The 20,043-nt window shown below is 43.8% G+C and carries 11 protein-coding genes and 2 pseudogenes; 10 read left to right on the top strand and 3 right to left on the bottom strand.

Annotation, left to right across the window (positions count from 1 at the left end; genetic code table 11):
* Positions 1-125: 125 nt before the first annotated feature.
* The 7 genes and pseudogenes from EEL30_19335 to EEL30_19305 all read left to right on the top strand — a co-directional run bounded on the left by EEL30_19335 (position 126) and on the right by EEL30_19305 (position 12,070).
* The gene (locus EEL30_19335; protein ID QDX94246.1) at positions 126-1,241 is read left to right on the top strand and encodes a saccharopine dehydrogenase; all 1,116 of its coding nucleotides are present in this window, start codon (positions 126-128) and stop codon (positions 1,239-1,241) included.
* A 9-nt stretch (positions 1,242-1,250) separates the two neighbouring features.
* On the top strand, positions 1,251-3,566 hold the full coding sequence (locus EEL30_19330) for a methyltransferase (GenBank protein QDX94245.1): 2,316 nt from the start codon (positions 1,251-1,253) through the stop codon (positions 3,564-3,566).
* A 65-nt stretch (positions 3,567-3,631) separates the two neighbouring features.
* Complete coding sequence (locus EEL30_19325) at positions 3,632-9,148, top strand: amino acid adenylation domain-containing protein (protein ID QDX94244.1); 5,517 nt, start codon at positions 3,632-3,634, stop codon at positions 9,146-9,148.
* 69 nt (positions 9,149-9,217) lie between these two features.
* Positions 9,218-9,397 (top strand): hypothetical protein, encoded by a 180-nt coding sequence (locus tag EEL30_19320; GenBank protein QDX94243.1) that lies wholly within the window; start codon positions 9,218-9,220, stop codon positions 9,395-9,397.
* Between the two features lie 842 nt (positions 9,398-10,239).
* A complete protein-coding gene (locus EEL30_19315) occupies positions 10,240-11,106 on the top strand; it encodes a hypothetical protein (protein QDX94242.1) in 867 nt (288 codons plus the stop codon).
* Positions 11,107-11,293: 187 nt separating this feature from the next.
* Positions 11,294-11,443, top strand: a pseudogene (locus EEL30_19310) (GNAT family N-acetyltransferase).
* A gap of 87 nt (positions 11,444-11,530) precedes the next feature.
* Positions 11,531-12,070 (top strand): GNAT family N-acetyltransferase, encoded by a 540-nt coding sequence (locus tag EEL30_19305; protein QDX94241.1) that lies wholly within the window; start codon positions 11,531-11,533, stop codon positions 12,068-12,070.
* Positions 12,071-12,201: 131 nt separating this feature from the next.
* On the opposite strand, the gene EEL30_19300 is transcribed toward EEL30_19305, so the two are convergent.
* The gene (locus EEL30_19300; GenBank protein QDX94240.1) at positions 12,202-13,638 is read right to left on the bottom strand and encodes a PLP-dependent aminotransferase family protein; all 1,437 of its coding nucleotides are present in this window, start codon (positions 13,636-13,638) and stop codon (positions 12,202-12,204) included.
* Positions 13,639-13,832: 194 nt separating this feature from the next.
* Here EEL30_19300 and EEL30_19295 point away from each other — a divergent pair, with 194 nt between their 5' ends.
* On the top strand, positions 13,833-14,027 hold the full coding sequence (locus tag EEL30_19295; protein QDX94239.1) for a hypothetical protein: 195 nt from the start codon (positions 13,833-13,835) through the stop codon (positions 14,025-14,027).
* Here EEL30_19295 and EEL30_19290 read toward each other — a convergent pair.
* Together EEL30_19290 and EEL30_19285 are read right to left on the bottom strand one after the other, a co-directional pair.
* Complete coding sequence (locus tag EEL30_19290; protein QDX94238.1) at positions 14,006-14,539, bottom strand: MFS transporter; 534 nt, start codon at positions 14,537-14,539, stop codon at positions 14,006-14,008. The two genes, EEL30_19295 and EEL30_19290, sit on opposite strands and share 22 nt — an antisense overlap.
* A 3-nt stretch (positions 14,540-14,542) precedes the next feature.
* Positions 14,543-15,976, bottom strand: a pseudogene (locus EEL30_19285) (FAD-binding oxidoreductase).
* A 252-nt stretch (positions 15,977-16,228) separates the two neighbouring features.
* Here EEL30_19285 and EEL30_19280 point away from each other — a divergent pair.
* Together EEL30_19280 and EEL30_19275 are read left to right on the top strand one after the other, a co-directional pair.
* On the top strand, positions 16,229-18,025 hold the full coding sequence (locus EEL30_19280; GenBank protein ID QDX94237.1) for an ABC transporter ATP-binding protein: 1,797 nt from the start codon (positions 16,229-16,231) through the stop codon (positions 18,023-18,025).
* Between the two features lie 14 nt (positions 18,026-18,039).
* On the top strand, positions 18,040-19,830 hold the full coding sequence (locus tag EEL30_19275; GenBank protein QDX94236.1) for an ABC transporter ATP-binding protein: 1,791 nt from the start codon (positions 18,040-18,042) through the stop codon (positions 19,828-19,830).
* The last annotated feature ends 213 nt before the right edge of the window (positions 19,831-20,043 follow it).

The raw sequence follows: 20,043 nt of genomic DNA, 5'->3' as shown, positions 1-20,043 counted from the left end.
CTAGAACGGAACTGCGTTGTCTTCAAGGAGAATGAACAAGGGAATCGCGACTTTATGGCAAACGTCAGCCTTGTCTTCTCTTTGGAGGCTGGCGCAGGAAACAGGCTTAGAAGGGGGAGAGAACACTGGATAAAAAAACGATTGGTATCCTGGGAGCTAGTGGAATCGTAGGCAGAGAAGCCGTTCAGACCATTCTTGCTTTTACGAACCATCATGTTGTGCTAGGGGGCAGAAATCCAGATAATCTTTGCGAGTCTTTTAAAGAGATGGAAGCGAGGATCGAATGCCTCCATGTAGATGTTTATAACGAGGAGCAGCTTCATCGCTTTTGTAGCCCCTGCGACATTGTCATCAATTGTGCTGGGCCTTCCAAACAAATTGTCGATACCGTAGCTTCTGCATGCATCGAACATGCAGTCCATTATGTAGATGTTTCTGGAGATGAGCATCTTTACCGCCAACTGCTAAAGAGACAGCACGAGATCAAAGAGAAAGGACTGCTGTTTCTTATCTCTGCAGGGGTTTACCCCGGGTTATCGGAAATCTTCCCGGCTTACATCGCTGAAAACGAGTTGGAAGAGATCGATTTTCTTGAATTGTTTTTTGCAGGTCAGGGCGATTTTTCCTTAAATGCAGCCTACGATATTGTGTGTAGCATTGAGGAAGATACCGGTTTGGGAATGACCTATTGCAAGCAAGGTGAAGCAAAAAAAATAGACGGTTCGTTTCATCGGAATTATGAACTGCCACTTCCGGCAGGCAAACGTGACACTTATCCGGTCTTAACCCAGGAATTCAGCCAAATGGCAAAACAAAAGAAAATATCATCTGCTTACTTTTACAACAGTTATCAAAACAATTCTGTTTTGAATCAATTTGTGATGATCAAGGCTTTGCAGCAATACAAAACCGAAGAAGAGAAAAAGGCGTCAGCTAAACGGCTGGTTGAGCAGTTCAGTGCAAAGAAGCAGGGTGTGGAGGATTTCACCATGTTCCATCTGATTGCCACCGGAAACCGAAACGGCAAAAAAATGCGGTTGGTATCAACTCTCCTGTATCGGGGGGACTGGAATCGGTTATCGGGCATCATTGCCGGAACGGTAGCTCGCTTGATCGCGGAGGACAGAAGTAAGGAATCAGGTTGCTTCTTTGTGTCAGAAGGCGTATCGGCGACTAGATTGATCGGTGCTTTACGTAAGCAGACGATTGACCTTACGCATTCATTAATCGAAATAAAATAGAGGTGGCATATGACAGAGAATCGTAGGTTGCGTACCGTGGTATGTGGTTCCCGATTTGGACAGTTCTACCTTGAGGCTGTAAAGGCATTGCCGGAACAGTTTGAATTGGTAGGTATATTGGCAAAGGGCAGTGAGCGCTCCCAAAATTGCGCAGAACGTTACGGAATTCCGTTGTACACAGATGTTGAGCAACTTCCTGCCGACATTGACCTTGCTTGCGTCGTATTACGCTCCACAGTCATGGGCGGCAATGGCACCGAGATGTCGCTTAAACTGCTTGCCCGCAACATTCATGTCATTTCTGAGCAGCCGATTCATCACAAAGATCTGGCTCTTTGCCTGAAGCTGGCACGGCAACAGGGGGTAAATTTCAAGACAGGTGATCTCTACGTGCATCTGCCTGCTGTGCGTCGTTTTGTTGCGTGCGCCCGCACAATGCTGGAACAACAACCAGCGCTCTACATTGATGCTGTGTGTGCCACTCAGGTTTCTTTCCCGCTCATGCATATATTGCAAGAAGCATTGCCTAGTATTCGTCCATGGAAAATCAGTCATGTTCTCAAGGATGAGGGGCCGTTTCAAGTAATAACCGGCCTACTTGGAAAAATTCCGATTACGTTGCGGGCCCATAATGAGGTCGACCCGAACGATCCAGACAACCATCTTCATTTACTGCACCGAGTGACGATTGGTGTGGCAGGCGGTAGCTTGTCACTCACAGATACGCATGGTCCTGTTGTGTGGCAGCCACGTTTGCATGTTCCAGATCTTTCGAATATTCATGGTGAGCTGGCAGAGGCACCGCCAGCACACATGCTTGAGAATAGCACGCAAATACTGGGGCCAGCAGAGCCTACCAGCTATAAGGATATTCTCATGACACAATGGCCGCGGGCAATCGGTAAGGATTTGGTAGCAATGCGAGACATGATTTTGGGACAAGTCAACAAATCCGCTATGGATACGCAAGCGCAGCAGGAGCTTTTGTGCTCTCGTCAGTGGCAAGATTGGACCCAGGCATTGGGATATCCGGTGTTACGCTCCAACAGCAGTCATCAACCGTTATCAATAGAGTCTTTACAAAAAGCGGCCCTGAGCATAACGGAAGATTTATGCGATCATACTGATTCGGCAACCGATCCTGAGGTGAAAAACAATGTATTTGCTTGCACTGCATATGCCGAGGGAGAACTGAGAGGGATTGATGCCGGGTTGGTGAGAATGTGCGTCGAGCGATTGGATGAAGCAGCTTTGTCTTCCATGCTGTTTGCTTTGCAATCACTAGGAGCGCTGACAACACCGGAACATGGATACAGTGAGGACGATATTTTCTCTGCTGTGAAGGTAGCGCCACGTCATCAGCCTGTCATTATGCGCTGGCTACAGATATTGACGGAGCGAGGTTATCTAGCACAGTCCGGTAGGGAGTATCAATGTGCGATTCGGATGACAGCAGACGAGGTACAGCGTCGTTGGGATTCAGTTAAGAAAGCATGGAACGGGAAACTAGGCTCTCCGATTGTCATCGACTATCTCATGGCTAATGCAGACAAGCTTCCGGAACTGATAAATGATAGCCAGCAGGCCGCACTGCTATTATTTCCCGAGGGCCGCATGAATGTTGCTAATGCTCTGTATCGGGATACGCTTATGGCGCGGTATTTGAACAAGTCGGTAGCGGAAGCGGTGATGCGGATCGCTGCTATAAAACAAGCTACCTCCTCTTCTTTGTCGGCTACCTCGAAAGTGTCCCTCCGCATTCTGGAGGTAGGCGCAGGGACAGGAGCAACTACCGATGTGGTTGTGGAGAGACTGAAAGCATCTGTTTCTAAGCAGTTGAACCTGGAGTATCTGTACACAGATGTGTCTCACTTTTTCCTATCAACAGCTCGCGAACGCTTCAAAGATTACCCTTGGATGCGTTTCCAGACTGTCGATATTGACAAAGATCTGTTTACGCAGGGATTGACACCCGGAAGCGTCGATATCGTGATTGCGGCAGGCATGCTTAACAATGCTCGCGACACGGATCAGGTTATGAACAATCTCATGCAAAGCCTTGCCCCGGGGGGATGGTTGGTCATCACGGAGCCTACTAGGGAATTTGTGGAAATGCTCATTTCACAGGCCTTCATGATGACTCCTCCCGAGGACGATCGAAAAAATACGCAATCCACCTTCATGTCTGTCCAGCAGTGGACTGATGTAATACAGCGTGCAGGCGCCAAGGAGTTTGTAGTACTACCAAATGAAGAGCACCCGCTCGCTCCTCTTGGACAAAAACTGTTTGTTGTAAGGAAGGAAGCGGATGCTGACGTGCAGTAGCATGTGCAGTAGCGAAATCAATCCGTAACGAAATGGCTAAGCTCAAAAAATAGGAGTGTGTACATATGCCCCAAAACATCAAGACGAATTGTGCCCGGTTGCTGACGCGTCTTCGAAATGAAGGAATTTTTCTATGGGAAGAAAATGGGAGTCTGCGCTACAGGGCACCCAAAGGAACGCTTGCAGCTGGTGATTTACAAGCGCTAAAAGAGCATAAAGTGGAAATTTTGGCTCTATTGAGTGCCGAAACCCGATCGTTGACGGTCATACCTGATCCAAAAGCCCGGTTTGAACCTTTTCCGCTGACAGATGTGCAGTCAGCTTACTTGCTGGGGCGGCATGACTTGTTTGGCTATGGAGGTGTGGCGTGCCACATCTACCTGGAATTAGACTATCCCAAGCTCGATCATAAGCGAACACAAGAGGCTTGGAACCTGCTCATAGCTCGCCATGATATGCTACGGTCAACGATTGATCAGAATGGAGAGCAGTGCGTGATGGCGAACGTGCCGCACTTGGAAGTGACTTATACAGACACAAGCGGCTTACATAAGCAGGAGGCAGAAGCCAGACTTGGGGAAATTCGTGAAAAAATGGGGCATCGTATTTACGATACAGCTCGTTGGCCCTTGTTTGATATTGGCTTGACTAAAATGAATGACCGTGCTGTGCTCCATGTATCCATGGAATTTCTTATCGCGGATTGGGCGAGTATCTGGCTACTCTTGTCTGAATTTGAGACGCTCTACAAGGAGTCAGGACAGACGTTGCCCGAACTGTCCCTTACGTTCCGCGATTATCTGCTCGCCGAACGCAGCTTAAAGGAAACTACGACGTATTTCAGAGATAAAGAGTATTGGCAACAACGAATGGATATTTTGCCTGCGGCTCCAGATCTGCCTTTAGCCAGACAGCAAGCCAAATCAGGTGAGGCACGCTTTCGTCGTCGCTTTATCCGGCTGGATAAAACCGCATGGGATTCGTTCAAGCAACGTGCCCAAAAACGGGGATTGACGCCAACAACTGCTGTAATGACTGCTTATGCAGCTGTGATTGAGCGATGGAGTAGAAGCAGGGCGTTTTGTCTAAATCTGACGTTATTGAACCGGCAGCCATTACATGAACAGGTCCATGACATTGTCGGCGATTTTACATCGGTCAATTTGCTTGCGGTAGATTGGGATGCGGAGCGTTCCTTCCAAGAACGGGCACGTACCATTCAAAAACAGTTATTTGAAGATTTGGATCATCGCTTGTTTTCTGGAGTAGAGGTTATGCGGGAGGTGGCTCGCAGACGAGGGCGTGAAGCCGCTTTGATGCCTGTAGTGTTTACCAGTGCGATCGGACTAGTTGAACCGGCGGAGGGTAGTCAGTTGACAGGTGAAATCGCCGGGTACGGCATCAGCCAGACACCACAGGTTTTCATTGATTGTCAGGCCATGGACAGTTCAGCCGGGCTACAGGTTAACTGGGATGTGCGAGAGGGCGTTTTCCCTGATCAAATGATTGACGACATGTTTGATGCCTTTGCAGAATTGCTCCATGCATTGGCTAGAACCGAGCAAGTCTGGGAGGCAGGGGATGTGATTGCTTTGCCTGCCTGGCAGATTGCAGAGCGGCACGGTATCAACGAGACAGCGGCTACCTTGCCGGATCATTGCTTGCACCAGCAGGTACTGAAGCAAGCAATGGCGGCTCCAGACCGCCCTGCCGTGTTTGACAGCGAAGGGCAGGTTTCATACGGGGAGCTGGTGAAACGTGCTGCAGTTGTGGCTAACAAACTAAAAGAGCTCGGCTGCGAGGATCAAGACCGCGTTGCTATCGTGATGGACAAATGCGCACATCAAGTTACAGCGGTGTTGGGTGCTTTGTTTGCTGGAGCCGTTTACGTCCCGCTTGACAAGAAGCAACCGGAATTGCGTCGTCAGGCTATGCTGGAGCAAGCGAACGTCCGCTTTGTCTTGACGGTGTCGACCATACAATTCAAATGGGCAAATAACGTACAAACAATTGAAGTGGATAAAGTAGAGCCACATCAGGATAAGTTGATCCTGTCTGCGGGAAATCCGGACTTACCTGCTTATATCATTTACACCTCTGGTTCCACAGGGCAGCCGAAGGGAGTCGTCATCAGCCACCGCGCAGCAGCCAACACCATTGTGGACTTGAATCGCCGCTTTATCGTCAACAGAGAAGACCGGGTGCTGGGGCTTGCCCAACTGAGTTTTGATCTGTCCGTCTATGATATCTTTGGTCCGCTGTCCGTTGGTGGCGCATTGGTTTATCCGAGTGCCGATCGACAGACCGACCCATCTCATTGGGCTCAGCTAATGGTTGAGCATGGGATTACCGTGTGGAATTCGGTACCGGCCTTGATGCAAATGCTGGTCACTTATTTAGATTCCGAGCCCAGCTTAAATGTACCAAAATTGCGTCTGTCCTTGCTTTCCGGAGATTGGATTCCTCTGACACTGCCAGACATGATGCAAAAGCGCCTGCCTTCTGTACAGGTTGTCAGTCTAGGCGGTGCCACTGAAGCCTCCATCTGGTCGATTTATCATATATACAAAGGTCTTGAGGCGGACTGGCACAGTATTCCTTACGGTCTGCCGCTCGCAAATCAGGGATTCCGTGTTCTGGATTCGCAGATGCGCGATTGCCCTGTGTGGGTAACCGGAGAGCTGTATATTACTGGACATGGCTTGGCCGAGGGCTATGTGGGGGATCAGGCACTCACTCAGGAGCGATTTTTGCTGCACCATGCGGATGGAGAGCGGCTTTATCGCACAGGAGATTTAGGCCGTTACACCCCTGGTGGCGAAATCGAGTTTCTTGGTCGTGAAGATAACCAAGTCAAAATCAGAGGACATCGAATCGAACTAGGTGAAATCGAGTCGGCCTTGCTTAAGCATCCTGCCGTCGCCGCAGCTGGTGTTGTGCTGGATGGTACGAGCGATGAACACATCCTGTTGGGCGTTGTGGAAACCGACCGCCAAAAAGATCGGAACCCTGAAGCAGAAAAAGCGGAATTTACGATGCTGGTAAATGGGATCGGCGAACAAGCCAGCGCTGTAGCAGATCGACTGAGTAGAGCGGAAATCGAGTCAGCAATGGCAGACCTTGATCAAGCAGTGCTCCACTCCATGTTATATGCACTACAAAAGCTAGACTTCTTTACCAATAGTGAAAAATATACTATGGAAGACATACTGCAATCCGATAAAATTCTTTCCAACTATCACTGGCTGGTTCGACGTTGGGTCGCAAAGCTGACGGAAGCTGGCATGCTACATGAGCACCCTGCAAAACAGTTCAGTTGCTCGATACTACAAGACGATAAGACGGTAGACGAATATTGGGCACAGGCAGAGACAGCGTGGACGAACATGCTTCAAACAGCGGGCTTCACCGCCTATGTGCGAAAAAATGCGGAAAAGCTACCGGAACTACTAAGTGGTCAGCAGGATGCTGTTTCCCTGTTATTCCCTGAGGGCAAGCTCGACCATGTTCGCTCCTTGTATGTTGATCATGTCATGGCCAACTATCTCAATCAGTGCATGTGCACACTTTTGCAACGCATTGCCCAGCAGCAGTCGGGCAAGACCTTGCGGATTTTGGAAGTCGGTGCGGGTACTGGTGCAACGACAGAGAACGTGTTAAAAGCGTTGGAAGGCTTTGATATTGAATATGTATTTACAGATGTTGCAGCCTTTTTCATTCCGGGAGCTAAATCCCGTTTTGGACAATATCCGAATATCCGCTTCGGTGTTTTTGATGTAGACAAGGATTATCGGGCACAGGGATTGGCTCCTAACAGCTTTGATGTCGTACTAGCTGCCGGAGTATTGGAAAACGCACATGACATTCCGACAAGTATGAATAGGCTGAAAGAACTCATTTGCCCCGGCGGATGGCTCGTATTTACGGAACCGACTGTGGAGCACTTATGGATACTGGCTTCGCAGGCGTTTATGATGATGGAGCCGGGGGATCTTTTGCGGGCAGAGACTTCCTACCTGGACCGCGGGGGATGGATGCAACTGTTACAGGAAGAGGGAGAGGAACACGTTTTATCGTTACCAGAAGAAAATGACAAACTCACCTCTCTGGGCTTTCATCTATTTGCTAAGCGCTTTAAGCAGGACAGGGTGCCGGTAAGAGCCGAAGAGCTGGAAACCTTCCTTTCCTTGCATCTGCCTGCCTATATGCTTCCTTCCCATCTGCAAATAGTAGATGCTCTACCGCTGACCGGAAATGGCAAGGTTGACCGGCGCGAGTTGGCAAAATGGCGCCCCGCATCGCCCGTACAGAATACCGCAGCAGAAACGGACGAGGACGGGCAGGACATGCTGGAAGAGCAGCTTGCCCAAATTTGGGCGGAAGCATTAGGAATCCCTGGAATTGGTAGATCTCAAAGCTTTTACAAACATGGGGCTGACTCACTCATCATGGCGCAAGTAGCCGGAAAGCTACGTGACAAACTGGCTGAGGACCCAACACAGGAAGGAATCCCTTTTGATGCTTTGCTTAGACAAATGCTGAACTATCCGACCGTGGCTGCACTTGCAGAATTCATACGTTCGCGTAGACAGGAAACGGAACGCAGTCCGGAAGTCTCTTGGCCCAAAGTTCAAAGCAAGTCAAGCAATGCTGTGCTTATTCCGTTTGGAGGCGGGGAGGCAGGACCGCTGAGAGTTGTGTTTCACGCTGTCTTAGGTACAATGGACAGTTTTCGTCCGCTTCTGGAACAGCTGAAAGCACAGAATTTGGGGAGCGTAGTGGGAATTACAATCGCGGATATTGAGCAATATTGCGCGCTTGAACCGTCCGAGCTAATTGAAACGGTTGCGGATGATTATGCTGAGTGCCTGCTGAAAAGCGGTCATAGGCAGATACAGCTCATCGGATATTCCTTAGGCGGCCTGATTGCAATCGAAGTGGCCAGACGCCTTGTTGAGCGAGGAATCCATCTCGCCGACCTGGTTTTGATTGACATTCCTCCGATTCTTACGGATGTCGATGATGATCTGCTGATTGAAACACTCTTTGTTCACAATCTGAATATTACGTTGGAACAGGCTGGTTTTGGCGGAATTGATCAAGGTGATTTGGCACGGGGCGTCATGCAACTTATCGAAAGGGATGGCAATCGCATTCCGCAAGGCTCTGCATGCACTATTGGTGGGGATAAAGGGCTTGACAAGGTAGGCGACCTGTTTCACAGGCTATCCGCGCTCGACAGGAGAGAACGCTTCACGGCTTATGTCGATGCAATTGCCCAATCTACTGGAGAGCAAATGCCGGTTGAGATGGCGGAAGGTTTGTGCAAGGTCTTTCGTCAAAGTTTTAAGGCTGCCCGCTTTACACCTCCACCGTACATGGGGAACATCCGTTTCTTACTGGCAAGCGAGCCGTTTTTGTTCTTGCCGCGCACCGATGAAACGACCCTTGATTTCTGGAGAGATGTTTGTCTGGGCGAACTAGAAGTGACAGAAATCGCCGGGAATCATTTCAGTTGTATGGTAGCACCGAATGTAAGCAATCTGGCACGGTTGCTAGCAGCACCACTTGACCAAAAATAAACACTCCTCGAGAACTGACTCGGGGAGAAGGCAGCAAAAAGGGGGGGTGTCTTAGGTGTATCTGCTGGCGTGGGTTCACGAAAGAAGGCGGCATCCCCCTTCCTATGGCTTGATCCACGCGGAAAGGTAAAAACTCAGTTGCTGGAGCGGACTGATCCAAAATCATTGGATGATCTACCATTTCCATTTTTTAACAAGAACACTAATGAACTAGTGTTCTTGTTTCATTTAAGAGATGTAATTTTTTAAAACATATTGCCATAAATTTTTTTGTAACAAGAAATACAAAATTCACTACTTTAGTAGTCGTATTATCTTACTAAAAAGTTGCAAAAACTTCTTAAAAATATGATCTGTATGTAAAGGAACAGGAACCACACCCAACAGTAGAGGAACTTTCAGATGTAGCAAATTATTCCGAAAATTTTCCGGTTGCCTTTAAAGGATATCCCAAATTAGAAAAAATCTAAATAGTAGTGCTTGTATCTTCAGGTTTTTTGGTATTTCTGTCTCACTAAAATAGAGCGATTAAAAAACCTACAACAACAGCGACTGTAGTTAATAAGGCAGCAAAAAGGTCAAACTGTGAATACGGAATGGGTTGGCTAACCAACCCAACAAGAAGATAGACGTATTCCGATAGCATCAATATCTACGGCGGATTAGGATTTAAATTCACATGCAAGGCAAAAGACGCACTATAGTTGGAGGTAAATTTTATGTAAGGTGTGGCTTATGCTACATCCTTTTTTGTTGGCCAAAGTTATGAAAGGATGATTTACTAACAAGAGGAAACAAAATTTTCATAGTGTAGAAAATATTAATTATATACCGGAAATTATGTAAAATATGAAGAATATATCAAATAAGTGTAACTTCAACCAACGAAGTAGCTAATTGTAACACGAAGCCTTGAATGAAATAATAGGCTATACATCTCTTTATCATTCATATACGACCGTACCGCTTGTGAACCGTTCATCATGCACAGATGAATGGATTTACAAAAACTATAAATAATTCCGGTATTTTTTCATAATCATTTTCTACCATGTTTCCTAACGAATTCCAAAATAAAAGGAGCTGTTAAAGTGAAAACCATCCACGCATTCAAGCATGCAACTATGGCATTTGCTGTCTGTCTTGGCCTTTGTTCCTCCTTTTTTGGCACTTCTGAAGCCGTACAAGCGGCCGGCAATCTGGAGCCAGACTATGAAGTGAAGCTGCTGCTGGACCCTGATCAAGTGCTGTCCTCTGACCATAAGCTGTTGCCAGAAGTCCTTAAAGCATTCAACATGCCTGACTCCGTCATAAAAATGAATGTGCAGTTTCTGGATACAGATGATCAGGATTTGAATCAAGAAGGCTGGATCAGCCGCATCCGCAAATCGGACAGTAAAGAACATCTGGAATTAACCTATAAGAAAAGATATCCCATCAAAAACGATGACATTGCTGCTGCCTTGACACAGGCTAATAAGGATGGCTTTGATGCTACAGACACCGATTATGAAGCGCAGGTGGAATGGGGTTACAAGCAAAAAACCTTAAGCATCTCCAGAGAGAAAAAAGTAAAGCAATCAGGTTATCAAGGAACAGAGTTGCCTTCTCTTGCCGACTCTATTAAACTAGTGACCACCAATATTCCAGGAAAACTGGATAAATGGCTCTACGCCGGCTGGGGGAAAGAAAAATTAGAACAAGCGAGAATCTACGGTCCTGTTTTGGCAAAACGCTACACAGGAACATGGAATGGGCTGAAAACCTATGTGGAAATTTGGCCGATTAAAGCTGCCTCTGGAAATAGTGTGGAATATATTGTAGAAGCATCCTTCAAAACCGCCAAAAGCAGTGTAGCGGTAGAGGAACAAAAAAAATTAATAGTGTTCCTGAAAGAAAAGGGATGGTTTTTGCCAAAAGACTCTTTGAAGACGGCTTTGATTTTGGAAAGATACTAGTGCCAACTTATTCATAGCGTCACTGCAAAAAAACCTTAAAGCTCATCTTCAGGGTTTTTCTGCTTTTCTAATTAAGAAACCCAATTTTCTGACAAGTATGCTGTTTTTCTAGTACAAGTTGTCACTTCTCACATAGAATATAGCAAGTTTGATTCTGGAGGCGATACCTGTAAGCAGATGCCGATATGTGAACCCTATCTTACGAGATATTACTTCCCAAAATTGGGAAGAATGCATTGCTTTGCAAGTGCATGAAGATCAGAAAAACTTTATTGCCTCCAACCTCTATTCGCTTGCACAATCAAAGGTCTTGCCCGATTTTGAAACGCTGGCGGTCTGTGCAAACGACATGATCGTAGGTTTAGAGATGATGAATTGGTTAATCTGTCCGAGTGATTAATATGAGACCAATGGAGGGTTTGTCGTGATTTTTCAAAAGGAGAAAGTATTGGTTAGGAAATTAGTGGAGGCACATAAGCATTGGTTAGTAAAATGGCTTACGAATCCGGTTGTATTAGAATACTATGAAGGGAGAGACAATCCTCATGATCTGAACAAAGTAATGCAACACTATTACGAAAATAATGAAGAAGTGACTCGGTGTATCGTAGAATATGATTGGCAAGCAATCGGCTATTTACAGTTTTACCAGATAGATGAACAAATGAAGCTGGATTATGGGTACACCGAAAAAGAAGTTGTTTATGGGACAGATCAATTTATAGGAGAGCCTGAAAGGTGGAACAGTGGCATCGGCAGGCTTCTCGTTAGTGCTATGGTGGAATATTTACATAAGGAAAAAGGAGCACATAAGGTGGTTATGGACCCTCAAGCCTGGAACGAGCGGGCCATTCGTTGTTACATTCGTTGCGGATTCAAAAAGGTAAAATTGCTTCCTAAACACGAAAGGCATGAAGGGGAATTAAGGGATTGCTGGTTACTCGAACACAAGAATCATGAATAACAACAAAAGCTTGGTGCCGTGACCAAGCTTTTTGCCTTTCAATCAGGTGATAAAACCGCTCATTTTCAGGAATAAAAGGCCAGATAGGTCATTCTATTAAAGAAAAATACTAAACAAGGTGAAAAGAGTAATCATTCAATCGCAATACTAAGGGCTTGAGCAAACCGGTCTATTCCTTCTTCGATGAGATCATCTTCAGCTCGTCCAAAGGTAAATCGTACGTAACCTTCCTTAGAACCTAGCACGCTTCCAGGAACAAATACTACCCCATGCAAAATGGCTTCTTTTATCAACGCGCTCTCGTTCACAGGTTGATTTAATTTGCACCATAAATGAATCCCCCCTTGTGGCACCAAATAGGAGACTTTATCTGTCAATTTGTTTTGCAAGGCTTGCATGATAATATTGCTCTTTTGCAAAAGCTTAGCACGCATGTCATCTATATGCGTGTCGAATATCTCTGAAGATAGAAAGTGATGGGAGATCCACTCCGGAAAAATACTATGCCCGAAATCCACCTGCTGCTTGGCATCGGCTAAGCGCTCAATAACTGTTTGCGGTCCAATTACCCAACCGATTCGAAGTCCAGAGGCAGCTAGCTTTGTAAGGGAGCTTACATATAATACGGTTCCATGCTGATCCATTGATTTGAGCGTCATCACGGGTTCACCGCTAAACGAAGTTAAGCTGTAAGGATCGTCTTCCACAATAGGAATTCCATATTTAGCCGATATTTCTAACAGATGAAGCTTTCGTTCCATTGAGAGCAATGTTCCTGTCGGATTCTGAAAGTGTGGATTTACAAAGATCATTTTAATACGATGCTTTTTATACAAACGCTCTACATCATCTGGATTAATCCCATCTTGATCTGTAGGCAATAAAAAAATTCGTAGACCGGCTGATTGAAATAAGGGTAAGGAATAAAAATAGGATGGATCTTCAATTGCTATTGCATCGCCAGCCCTAAGAAGGCATTGGATGACTAAATGCAGGGCTTGCTGAGCACCGGATGTAATCAGAATAGAGGCAGGTGTCACCTCAATCTGTTTTTTCTTCTTTACATGAGTGCAAATCGTTTCACGCAAGGTGATGTTACCTTGTGGTTTTTCATACCCAAGATGCCAGGTGAAGGGCTTTGTGGCCATCAGTTCTTGAAAGAAATGACTGGGGAAAAGATCGGGTGATAGCTCTCCGCTAGCCAAATCAATGATTTGGCTATGATGAGTTTCTTGTTGTATTTGTCGGAAAAGAGGAACATTTGGTAATAAAGAACCTTGTTCTACAATGTGTCGCCAGTTTGGAATTCGCTTGTATGAGATCCCCCATATATCACTACTAACCTTTGTGCCGCTCCCATGCTTTCGTTCCACCAGACCTAATGCCTGCAACTCTTCATATGCGGCTACAATTGTACTGCGATTTACTTGTAATTGCTTGGCTAGTTCTCTTTCGGATGGAAGCTTACTACCCGATGGAAACTCTCCGCATGCAATCTGATTCTCTAGATGAGAAGCAATTTGTTTATAGATAGGTTTTACGTCATGACGATCTGATTGCCAATTCATAATGCTCATCACCTTCCTTTTTGAAAACAGAACTTGACTATGCATTGATTACATTACAGTGACCATTTGTCGTTGTATATGTATATTAGTTTATTATAGTAAAAGTGGATGAGCAAAATAAAGATAAAGTGGATGGTCTCGAACCTTACTGACATGAGGTATGATAAATAAAACGGTGGAAAGAGTGGAAAATAATGACTTACATCATACCTTTAATTATTATTATCGTTTTAGTAGCTGCCATTGGAACCATCATGGTTGGAATAAAACCGAAAGATCGTGATTACGGTACGCGAACAAAAAGAAATCTAACGAGACTAACCATGTTTTATGTCATATGTACGGTTATATTTTTGGGAATCTTCTTTTATTTTTTTAGGGTACGATAGACTGCCCAAGAACTACATCCATATAAAAGTGCACTAGTATAAAATAAAGCATTGATTGTGAGCCAATCGATCAAATAGCCGCCAAGAATGACTGCAAAGCCAGAAGCGACGGAAGTCCAGAAATGATAGGACCCAATGATTGCACCGCGCGAACCAGATACGGTGTTGTCGGCTAGTAGAATGCGTTCACTCATTTTTTGCATCGCATTGCAACTTCCCATTATGGCTTGTAATATAAGTACCCATATATACGAGGATACCCAAGGGAAGGCGAACATGACTACCATCATTCCGAGAGAGCTTATCGCTAGAATAGGAGCACTATGCCGATCCAAACGGGGGGCAAGCCATTGAGAGACGGCTGCTGAGCTCACAGTAAAAACGGCAAAAGCTAAACCGTATTTTGAGTAACTATTTCCTAGATTTTTCAAAAATAACAGATAATAGGGGTATATCATACCGCCCGCTAGAGTAACAATACTTTGTGACCGAATGAGCCATGTTATATTCATATATTATTCTCCCTTATATTGTTCATAGAAGTAGTTCGTAAAAAGATGATCAGGATCATATTGATTTTTCTTTATAAAAAATTCCTTATATTTTGGATAAACCGTTTGGAATTGTTTCTGGCTTGGATAGGCAGCATAAGGTAATTAATACGTTCCCTGATGACGAATCACAGCATCGAGTACTTTTTGAATCCCTTGCTTGGTTTTCACTTGTTCTGGATCTGAAAGTGGTGTGTGAAACAGGCAGACGAGTGCAAACATATCCTCACGTGCATAAGATAACACTGCCTCTTCATCCTTAGTTACATGTCGAACGGTAATGTTTAAAACATGCAAATCTTCCTTGTTAAGTACTGACTTTAAGCTTTTTATAAAGCTTGTAAACTCATGTATTGGAACAAAATATTCTTGTAGCAGATCGTTCTGTCCAGCCTCTTTATATTCCATAAATTGCGACTCCGAGCGCATTGCGTTATTTCGACTGATGAGGGAATCTTGTTGTTTAGAGAAATAATACTGTTGAAGCGACCAGAACGAGTTTTTTCCCCAATCAAAAGAGCGATTCAGATGAAAGAGAATTTTTGTAGGGATGACCCAATCTTCACGGTTCTTTAACGTATTGTTTTGATAGAGAGGGACGGACCTATCTATACGATAATTAATGGTATACATGTCAGTAAGAAAACTGTCGGGTGCTACCGAAATGCGCGCGAGATGGAGGTGATTATCTGGGTCTGACTTGACTTTGTTTCGGAAATATTCTGTGTATCCTTCAACTGTTATGGCATTAGTTGTTACTCTGTATACAGCGTCTTCCGTAAGAGTCAACGTAACATCCAAAATAAGTCCAAATAACCCATAACCTCCAAGCGCAAGGGTAAATAATTCTGAATTTTCCGTTCGACTGACCTGCCTTATTTGGCCGTCTGCTGTAAGTAAACGAAAGGAGTCTACACTTTTGATTAATGATCCATTTCGGATATCTCTACCATGGGCGTTTATACTAATGGAACCTCCAACAGTAAAAATATTCTGCGACTGCATGGTCTTTACTGATAGTCCATATGGATTAATTGCGTCTTGAACATCTTTCCAAGTGGCACCAGCTTGAACTCGAATCTTTTTTTCTTTTGGATGAATGGACATGATTTTATTAAAGGGAGTCATGTCTACTAGAATTCCGTCTTTATAGTAGGTGTGGCCCCCTTGACTATGTCTCTGTCCCGCAATAGATATGGTTAACTTCTTTTCAGTGGCTTCTTTTACTAGATTGATTAACTGGTCTTCTTCTTTACCTTCAACCACCCGTTCTACTTTAACAGGATGAAGTCGGCTATAATCAGTAACGAGAAATGGGTTTTGATCAAGTGAATCATATTTTAGATAATTGAACAGGCATAACGCAATTAGTATTAACAAAGCAATCCTTTTTTTCATCGTCATCTCCTTATGCGAGGTCGCCTACTTTCCGTATGTACACGAAAAACTTGTTATTTTCCATATTAACATACAATTGAAGGTGTCTTTCATTAACAATCCTGCCTTGGTAATAAACATTTGTAAGGAGTAAAAAATTGCTTAATTTAAATTTTGGAGAAATATTGTAAAATATTAACTTAAAAACCATTTAATAATAGTGTACTCTTATTACAGGTAGAAAAATCAAGGGAGTCTTGAGGAGAGAACAACTTGTTGAAAAGAATAAGTAGTCACATGCAAGAATCAATCTGGGGAAAAATAGTATCAATTATCTTTACGTATTGGTATTATCTTGTTTTAATCGTGCTATTTAGTATAGCAGCAGTTTTCGTAGAAGTTGTGATTGGATACAATATTCAGCAGATGGTCTCGTATACTATGAATGACACTCAAGACCGTATGGGTACCTTATTGTATGTGTTTGTCATATGCGTGATTATTGGGATGATTTCACACTTTCTTGTGAAATGGATGTCTACGAAGTTCAGTTCCTCTATTATAAGAGATTTGCGGAATCGATATGCTGAAAGACTAGAACATACATCATTTTCCTCCATAGAAAAATACAATACTGGAGACCTTCTATCCCGCTTTTCTAACGATTTAACACTCGTACAACGTTTTTTATCTGAACATTTTCCAAAACTTATCATTGAGCCTCTGATGTTTATTGCTGCTTTTATGTATCTATTTATGATTAACTGGAAATTAATTTTGTTTAGTTTATCTTTGGTTCCCTTTGCACTACTTTTTGCAGCTTTGTTAAGTAAGCCTCTGAATACCTACTCCTACGAACTTCAGCAACAGGTTGGTCGTACAGCCTCTATTATGAAGGATACCATTTCAGGAATCCCAATCATTAAAGTGTTTCATTTATACGGACATTTTTTCCACAAATTCCAAATAACGATTGAACAAATGCTACAGAAAAGTCTGCAGATCGAACGCAGGCATGCTTGGCTGAATCCTCTTCATATCATCTTTATGTCTAGCCCTTTGGTATTCTGCATTTTGTATGGAGCTTACTTAATTGCTCATCAAGAATTGAAAGCAGAGGAGCTAATTGCTTTTGTTTATTTCTTGGGGCATATTTTACAGCCTGTTTCTGTGATTCCTGAATTAATTATAAATTTTCAACAGGCACTTGGCGCGTATAAACGTTCGGGGGAAATCTTATCATTACCTGAAGAGAAAATACATTCGTTACGTTCCTTTCCAAAAGCTGACACAACAAGTAACCTTTGCTTGCAATTTGAACGAATATCCTTTACTTATGATGGACAAAAACATCCAGTGTTGCATGATGTGAATTTTCAATTGAAAACAGGACGTCATATCGCGCTCGTCGGACCAAGTGGGGGCGGTAAATCAACCATTGTGAAACTGCTTTGTGGCCTATATGTTCCAAATGCAGGCCATTTGCGGGTGAATGATGATGACGATGGTCCAGAAAATTGGGATGTTTCCTTGATGCGTTCATTAATTGCTTATGTTCCGCAGGATGTCTTTCTGTTCTCTAAGTCGATCGCGGAGAATATCGCTTTTGGAAAAGAAGGCGCTTCTATAGGAGAAATTGTAGAAGCGGCGAAATTGGCCAATGCCCACGAATTTATTTCAGAGCTGTCTCAAGGCTATCAGACTGTTGTTGGTGAGGGCGGTTTTCAATTATCTGGTGGTCAGAAACAGCGAATCGCCGTTGCGCGTGCATTTATTAAGAACGCTCCATTTATTGTCATGGACGAACCTACTTCAGCATTGGATGCTCAATCGGAGCTTTTGTTCCAAGAGGGACTAAAAAAGCTTTTAGATAAAAAGACGGTTGTGATGGTGGCACACCGCTTTTCTTCCATTCGATATTGTGATGAAATCTGGGTATTGGATCGTGGGAAAATTGTAGAGCGGGGAACGCATCAAGCATTAATAGAAGAAAACGGATTGTATCGAGAGCTTTATGACCCACAGTTTAAGCAGCGTTACATCGTGCAACCGAGCCTTTTAGTGGAGTAAACGGGAGGAATACAATGGAATTGCAGGGATTTAGAAAAGCCTATATGGAATGGAAGGACATGTTAGTCTTTCTAAAGACACGGCGTCGAGCCTATCTTTTCGCATTATTTGCCGATTGTATTATTATGGGCTCTTTACCAGTTGCAATCAGTTTTGCGCTTAATGAATTAATTACAGCATCGGTTAACGGAAGCATGGAGTTGTTAATTCGTTCTGCCACACTGATTAGCATAACTTTTCTTGTGTTTAGTGCAGTTGTTCCTGTTATTCACTACTGTCTGCAACGAATCATTAAAAAGACGATGGCTGATATTAGAGTAACGCTGTACAAACATCTTACTAAGCTTCCCGTTTCATATTATGAAGCTAATCATCCAGGAGAAATGGTTTCCCGTATCATTAACGATGCACATAACATGGAAGAGGCATATGGCGAAAGTATGCGTAATATTTTGCAAAATGCGATGACCTTGGTTATGGTAACAGCTACAATGCTGATCATGGATTGGCGATTTTCTCTTATTTTTATTGTTTTAGGTATTGGTATCACTCTTGTTAATGTCCGTTTTGTTCAGCCGTTAAGAGAGACAAATGATCGATTGCAAGCAAAATTAGGTGAAATAACAGCAAAAATAGCCGGATTTATAGAAGGGCTGCCAGTCGTTAAAACATTTTCTGCCGGGAAAGTAGTTAGGGAGGACCTTGCCCATACCAACAATGAGTTAGCTCAAACGGCGAATAGCCAAGGTTTTAAGACCGGCTTATTAGATGCCATCAATTTTGTATTCAGTTTTGTTATGTTTGGCGGTATGCTGGTTGTCGGATTGTTTATCTATTCCAAAAATGAATTAGGGATTTTAGGGCAATTGGTGCAGTTGCAGACGACTATGGTATTTATTTTTCTTGAATTTGGCAGGATTATTGCTTCTTTACAGCGCTCCTTATCAGGGTCAGCTAGGGTTTACGGCTTGTTAAACGAACCAGTTGAAGAAATCGGGCCTTTGGTTGCTGACGATTCATTGAAAAAGCCATTATTTTATCCAAAGAATCCCTTGTCTATCGAAGCATTTTCATTAGATTGTGTCGTTATACAACGTGGAGTGGACAAGGTGTTAGATCGTGTGACTCTGTCTGTCGGGGTGGGGGAAATAGCCGCTGTTGTGGGAACGAGTGGTTCAGGGAAAAGCACATTATTAAAGGCGCTACTTGGATTTTATCCGCCCGCGAAAGGTGATATTTATTTCTTTGATAACAATGTAAAAACTCATACGCTAGCGCAGATAAGAGAATTGATAGCATACGTTCCACAAGACCCGCATTTATTTGAAGGAACGATTGAAGAGAACATCAGATTTGGAAGACCGGAAGCAGAGGAGCTTGAACTTGTCGAAGCAGCACAAGCTGCCTTTGCCCACGAATTTATTTTGGAATTGCCTGACGGATACAAAACGATTATTGGAGAGGATAAGGCACGCTTATCAGGAGGACAACGCCAGAGAGTCGCTATTGCGCGTGCTCTATTATCAAAAGCTCCAATCATCCTTTTTGATGAACCCACATCTGCTCTTGATTCACACTCAGAAAAGTGTGTTCGTGATACGATCCGCTCATTAAAAGATAAAAGAACTGTCATGATCGTAACGCATCAAATGCAGACAGCTGAAATAGCGGATGTCATTTTTGTGATGGAGCAAGGGTCTATCGTAGATCAAGGGACACCTTTGGAAATGAAAGAGAAAGAAGGACCATATCTCCGCCTATTTGCAAGCGAAAATACTTATAGTGAAGCAGTCACGATAAACTAATGACATGTTTATGCACAATGCTAGGGTAGTCGCATTTTGTATCTTCTGACTTGAAATTTACAGAAAAGATATGTTGAAGTTCATAAAATTTACAAATACTTCAATGGAAGAATATAACTGATATGTTATAATTAGTAGTAAATGTTTATTTTTACTACAATGAATTTACCGTACAATAGGCACGACTTTGTTTTTACAGCGAGGATAAAGGTT

The organism is Brevibacillus laterosporus, assembly GCA_007833815.1.
Classification (GTDB): Bacteria; Bacillota; Bacilli; order Brevibacillales; family Brevibacillaceae; genus Brevibacillus_B; species Brevibacillus_B laterosporus_D.
The sequence above is the reverse complement of the archived record's forward strand: the minus strand, read 5'-3'. Positions and strand labels throughout refer to the sequence as shown.

What these genes read in the sequence shown, in the direction of transcription:
- EEL30_19330 (QDX94245.1), top strand. Translation starts at nt 1,251, where the DNA reads ATGACAGAGAATCGTAGGTTGCGTACCGTGGTATGTGGTTCCCGATTT.
- EEL30_19325 (QDX94244.1), top strand. Translation starts at nt 3,632, where the DNA reads ATGCCCCAAAACATCAAGACGAATTGTGCCCGGTTGCTGACGCGTCTT.
- EEL30_19300 (QDX94240.1), bottom strand. Translation starts at nt 13,638, where the DNA reads ATGAATTGGCAATCAGATCGTCATGACGTAAAACCTATCTATAAACAA.
- EEL30_19295 (QDX94239.1), top strand. Translation starts at nt 13,833, where the DNA reads ATGACTTACATCATACCTTTAATTATTATTATCGTTTTAGTAGCTGCC.
- EEL30_19275 (QDX94236.1), top strand. Translation starts at nt 18,040, where the DNA reads ATGGAATTGCAGGGATTTAGAAAAGCCTATATGGAATGGAAGGACATG.
- EEL30_19290 (QDX94238.1), bottom strand. Translation starts at nt 14,539, where the DNA reads ATGAATATAACATGGCTCATTCGGTCACAAAGTATTGTTACTCTAGCG.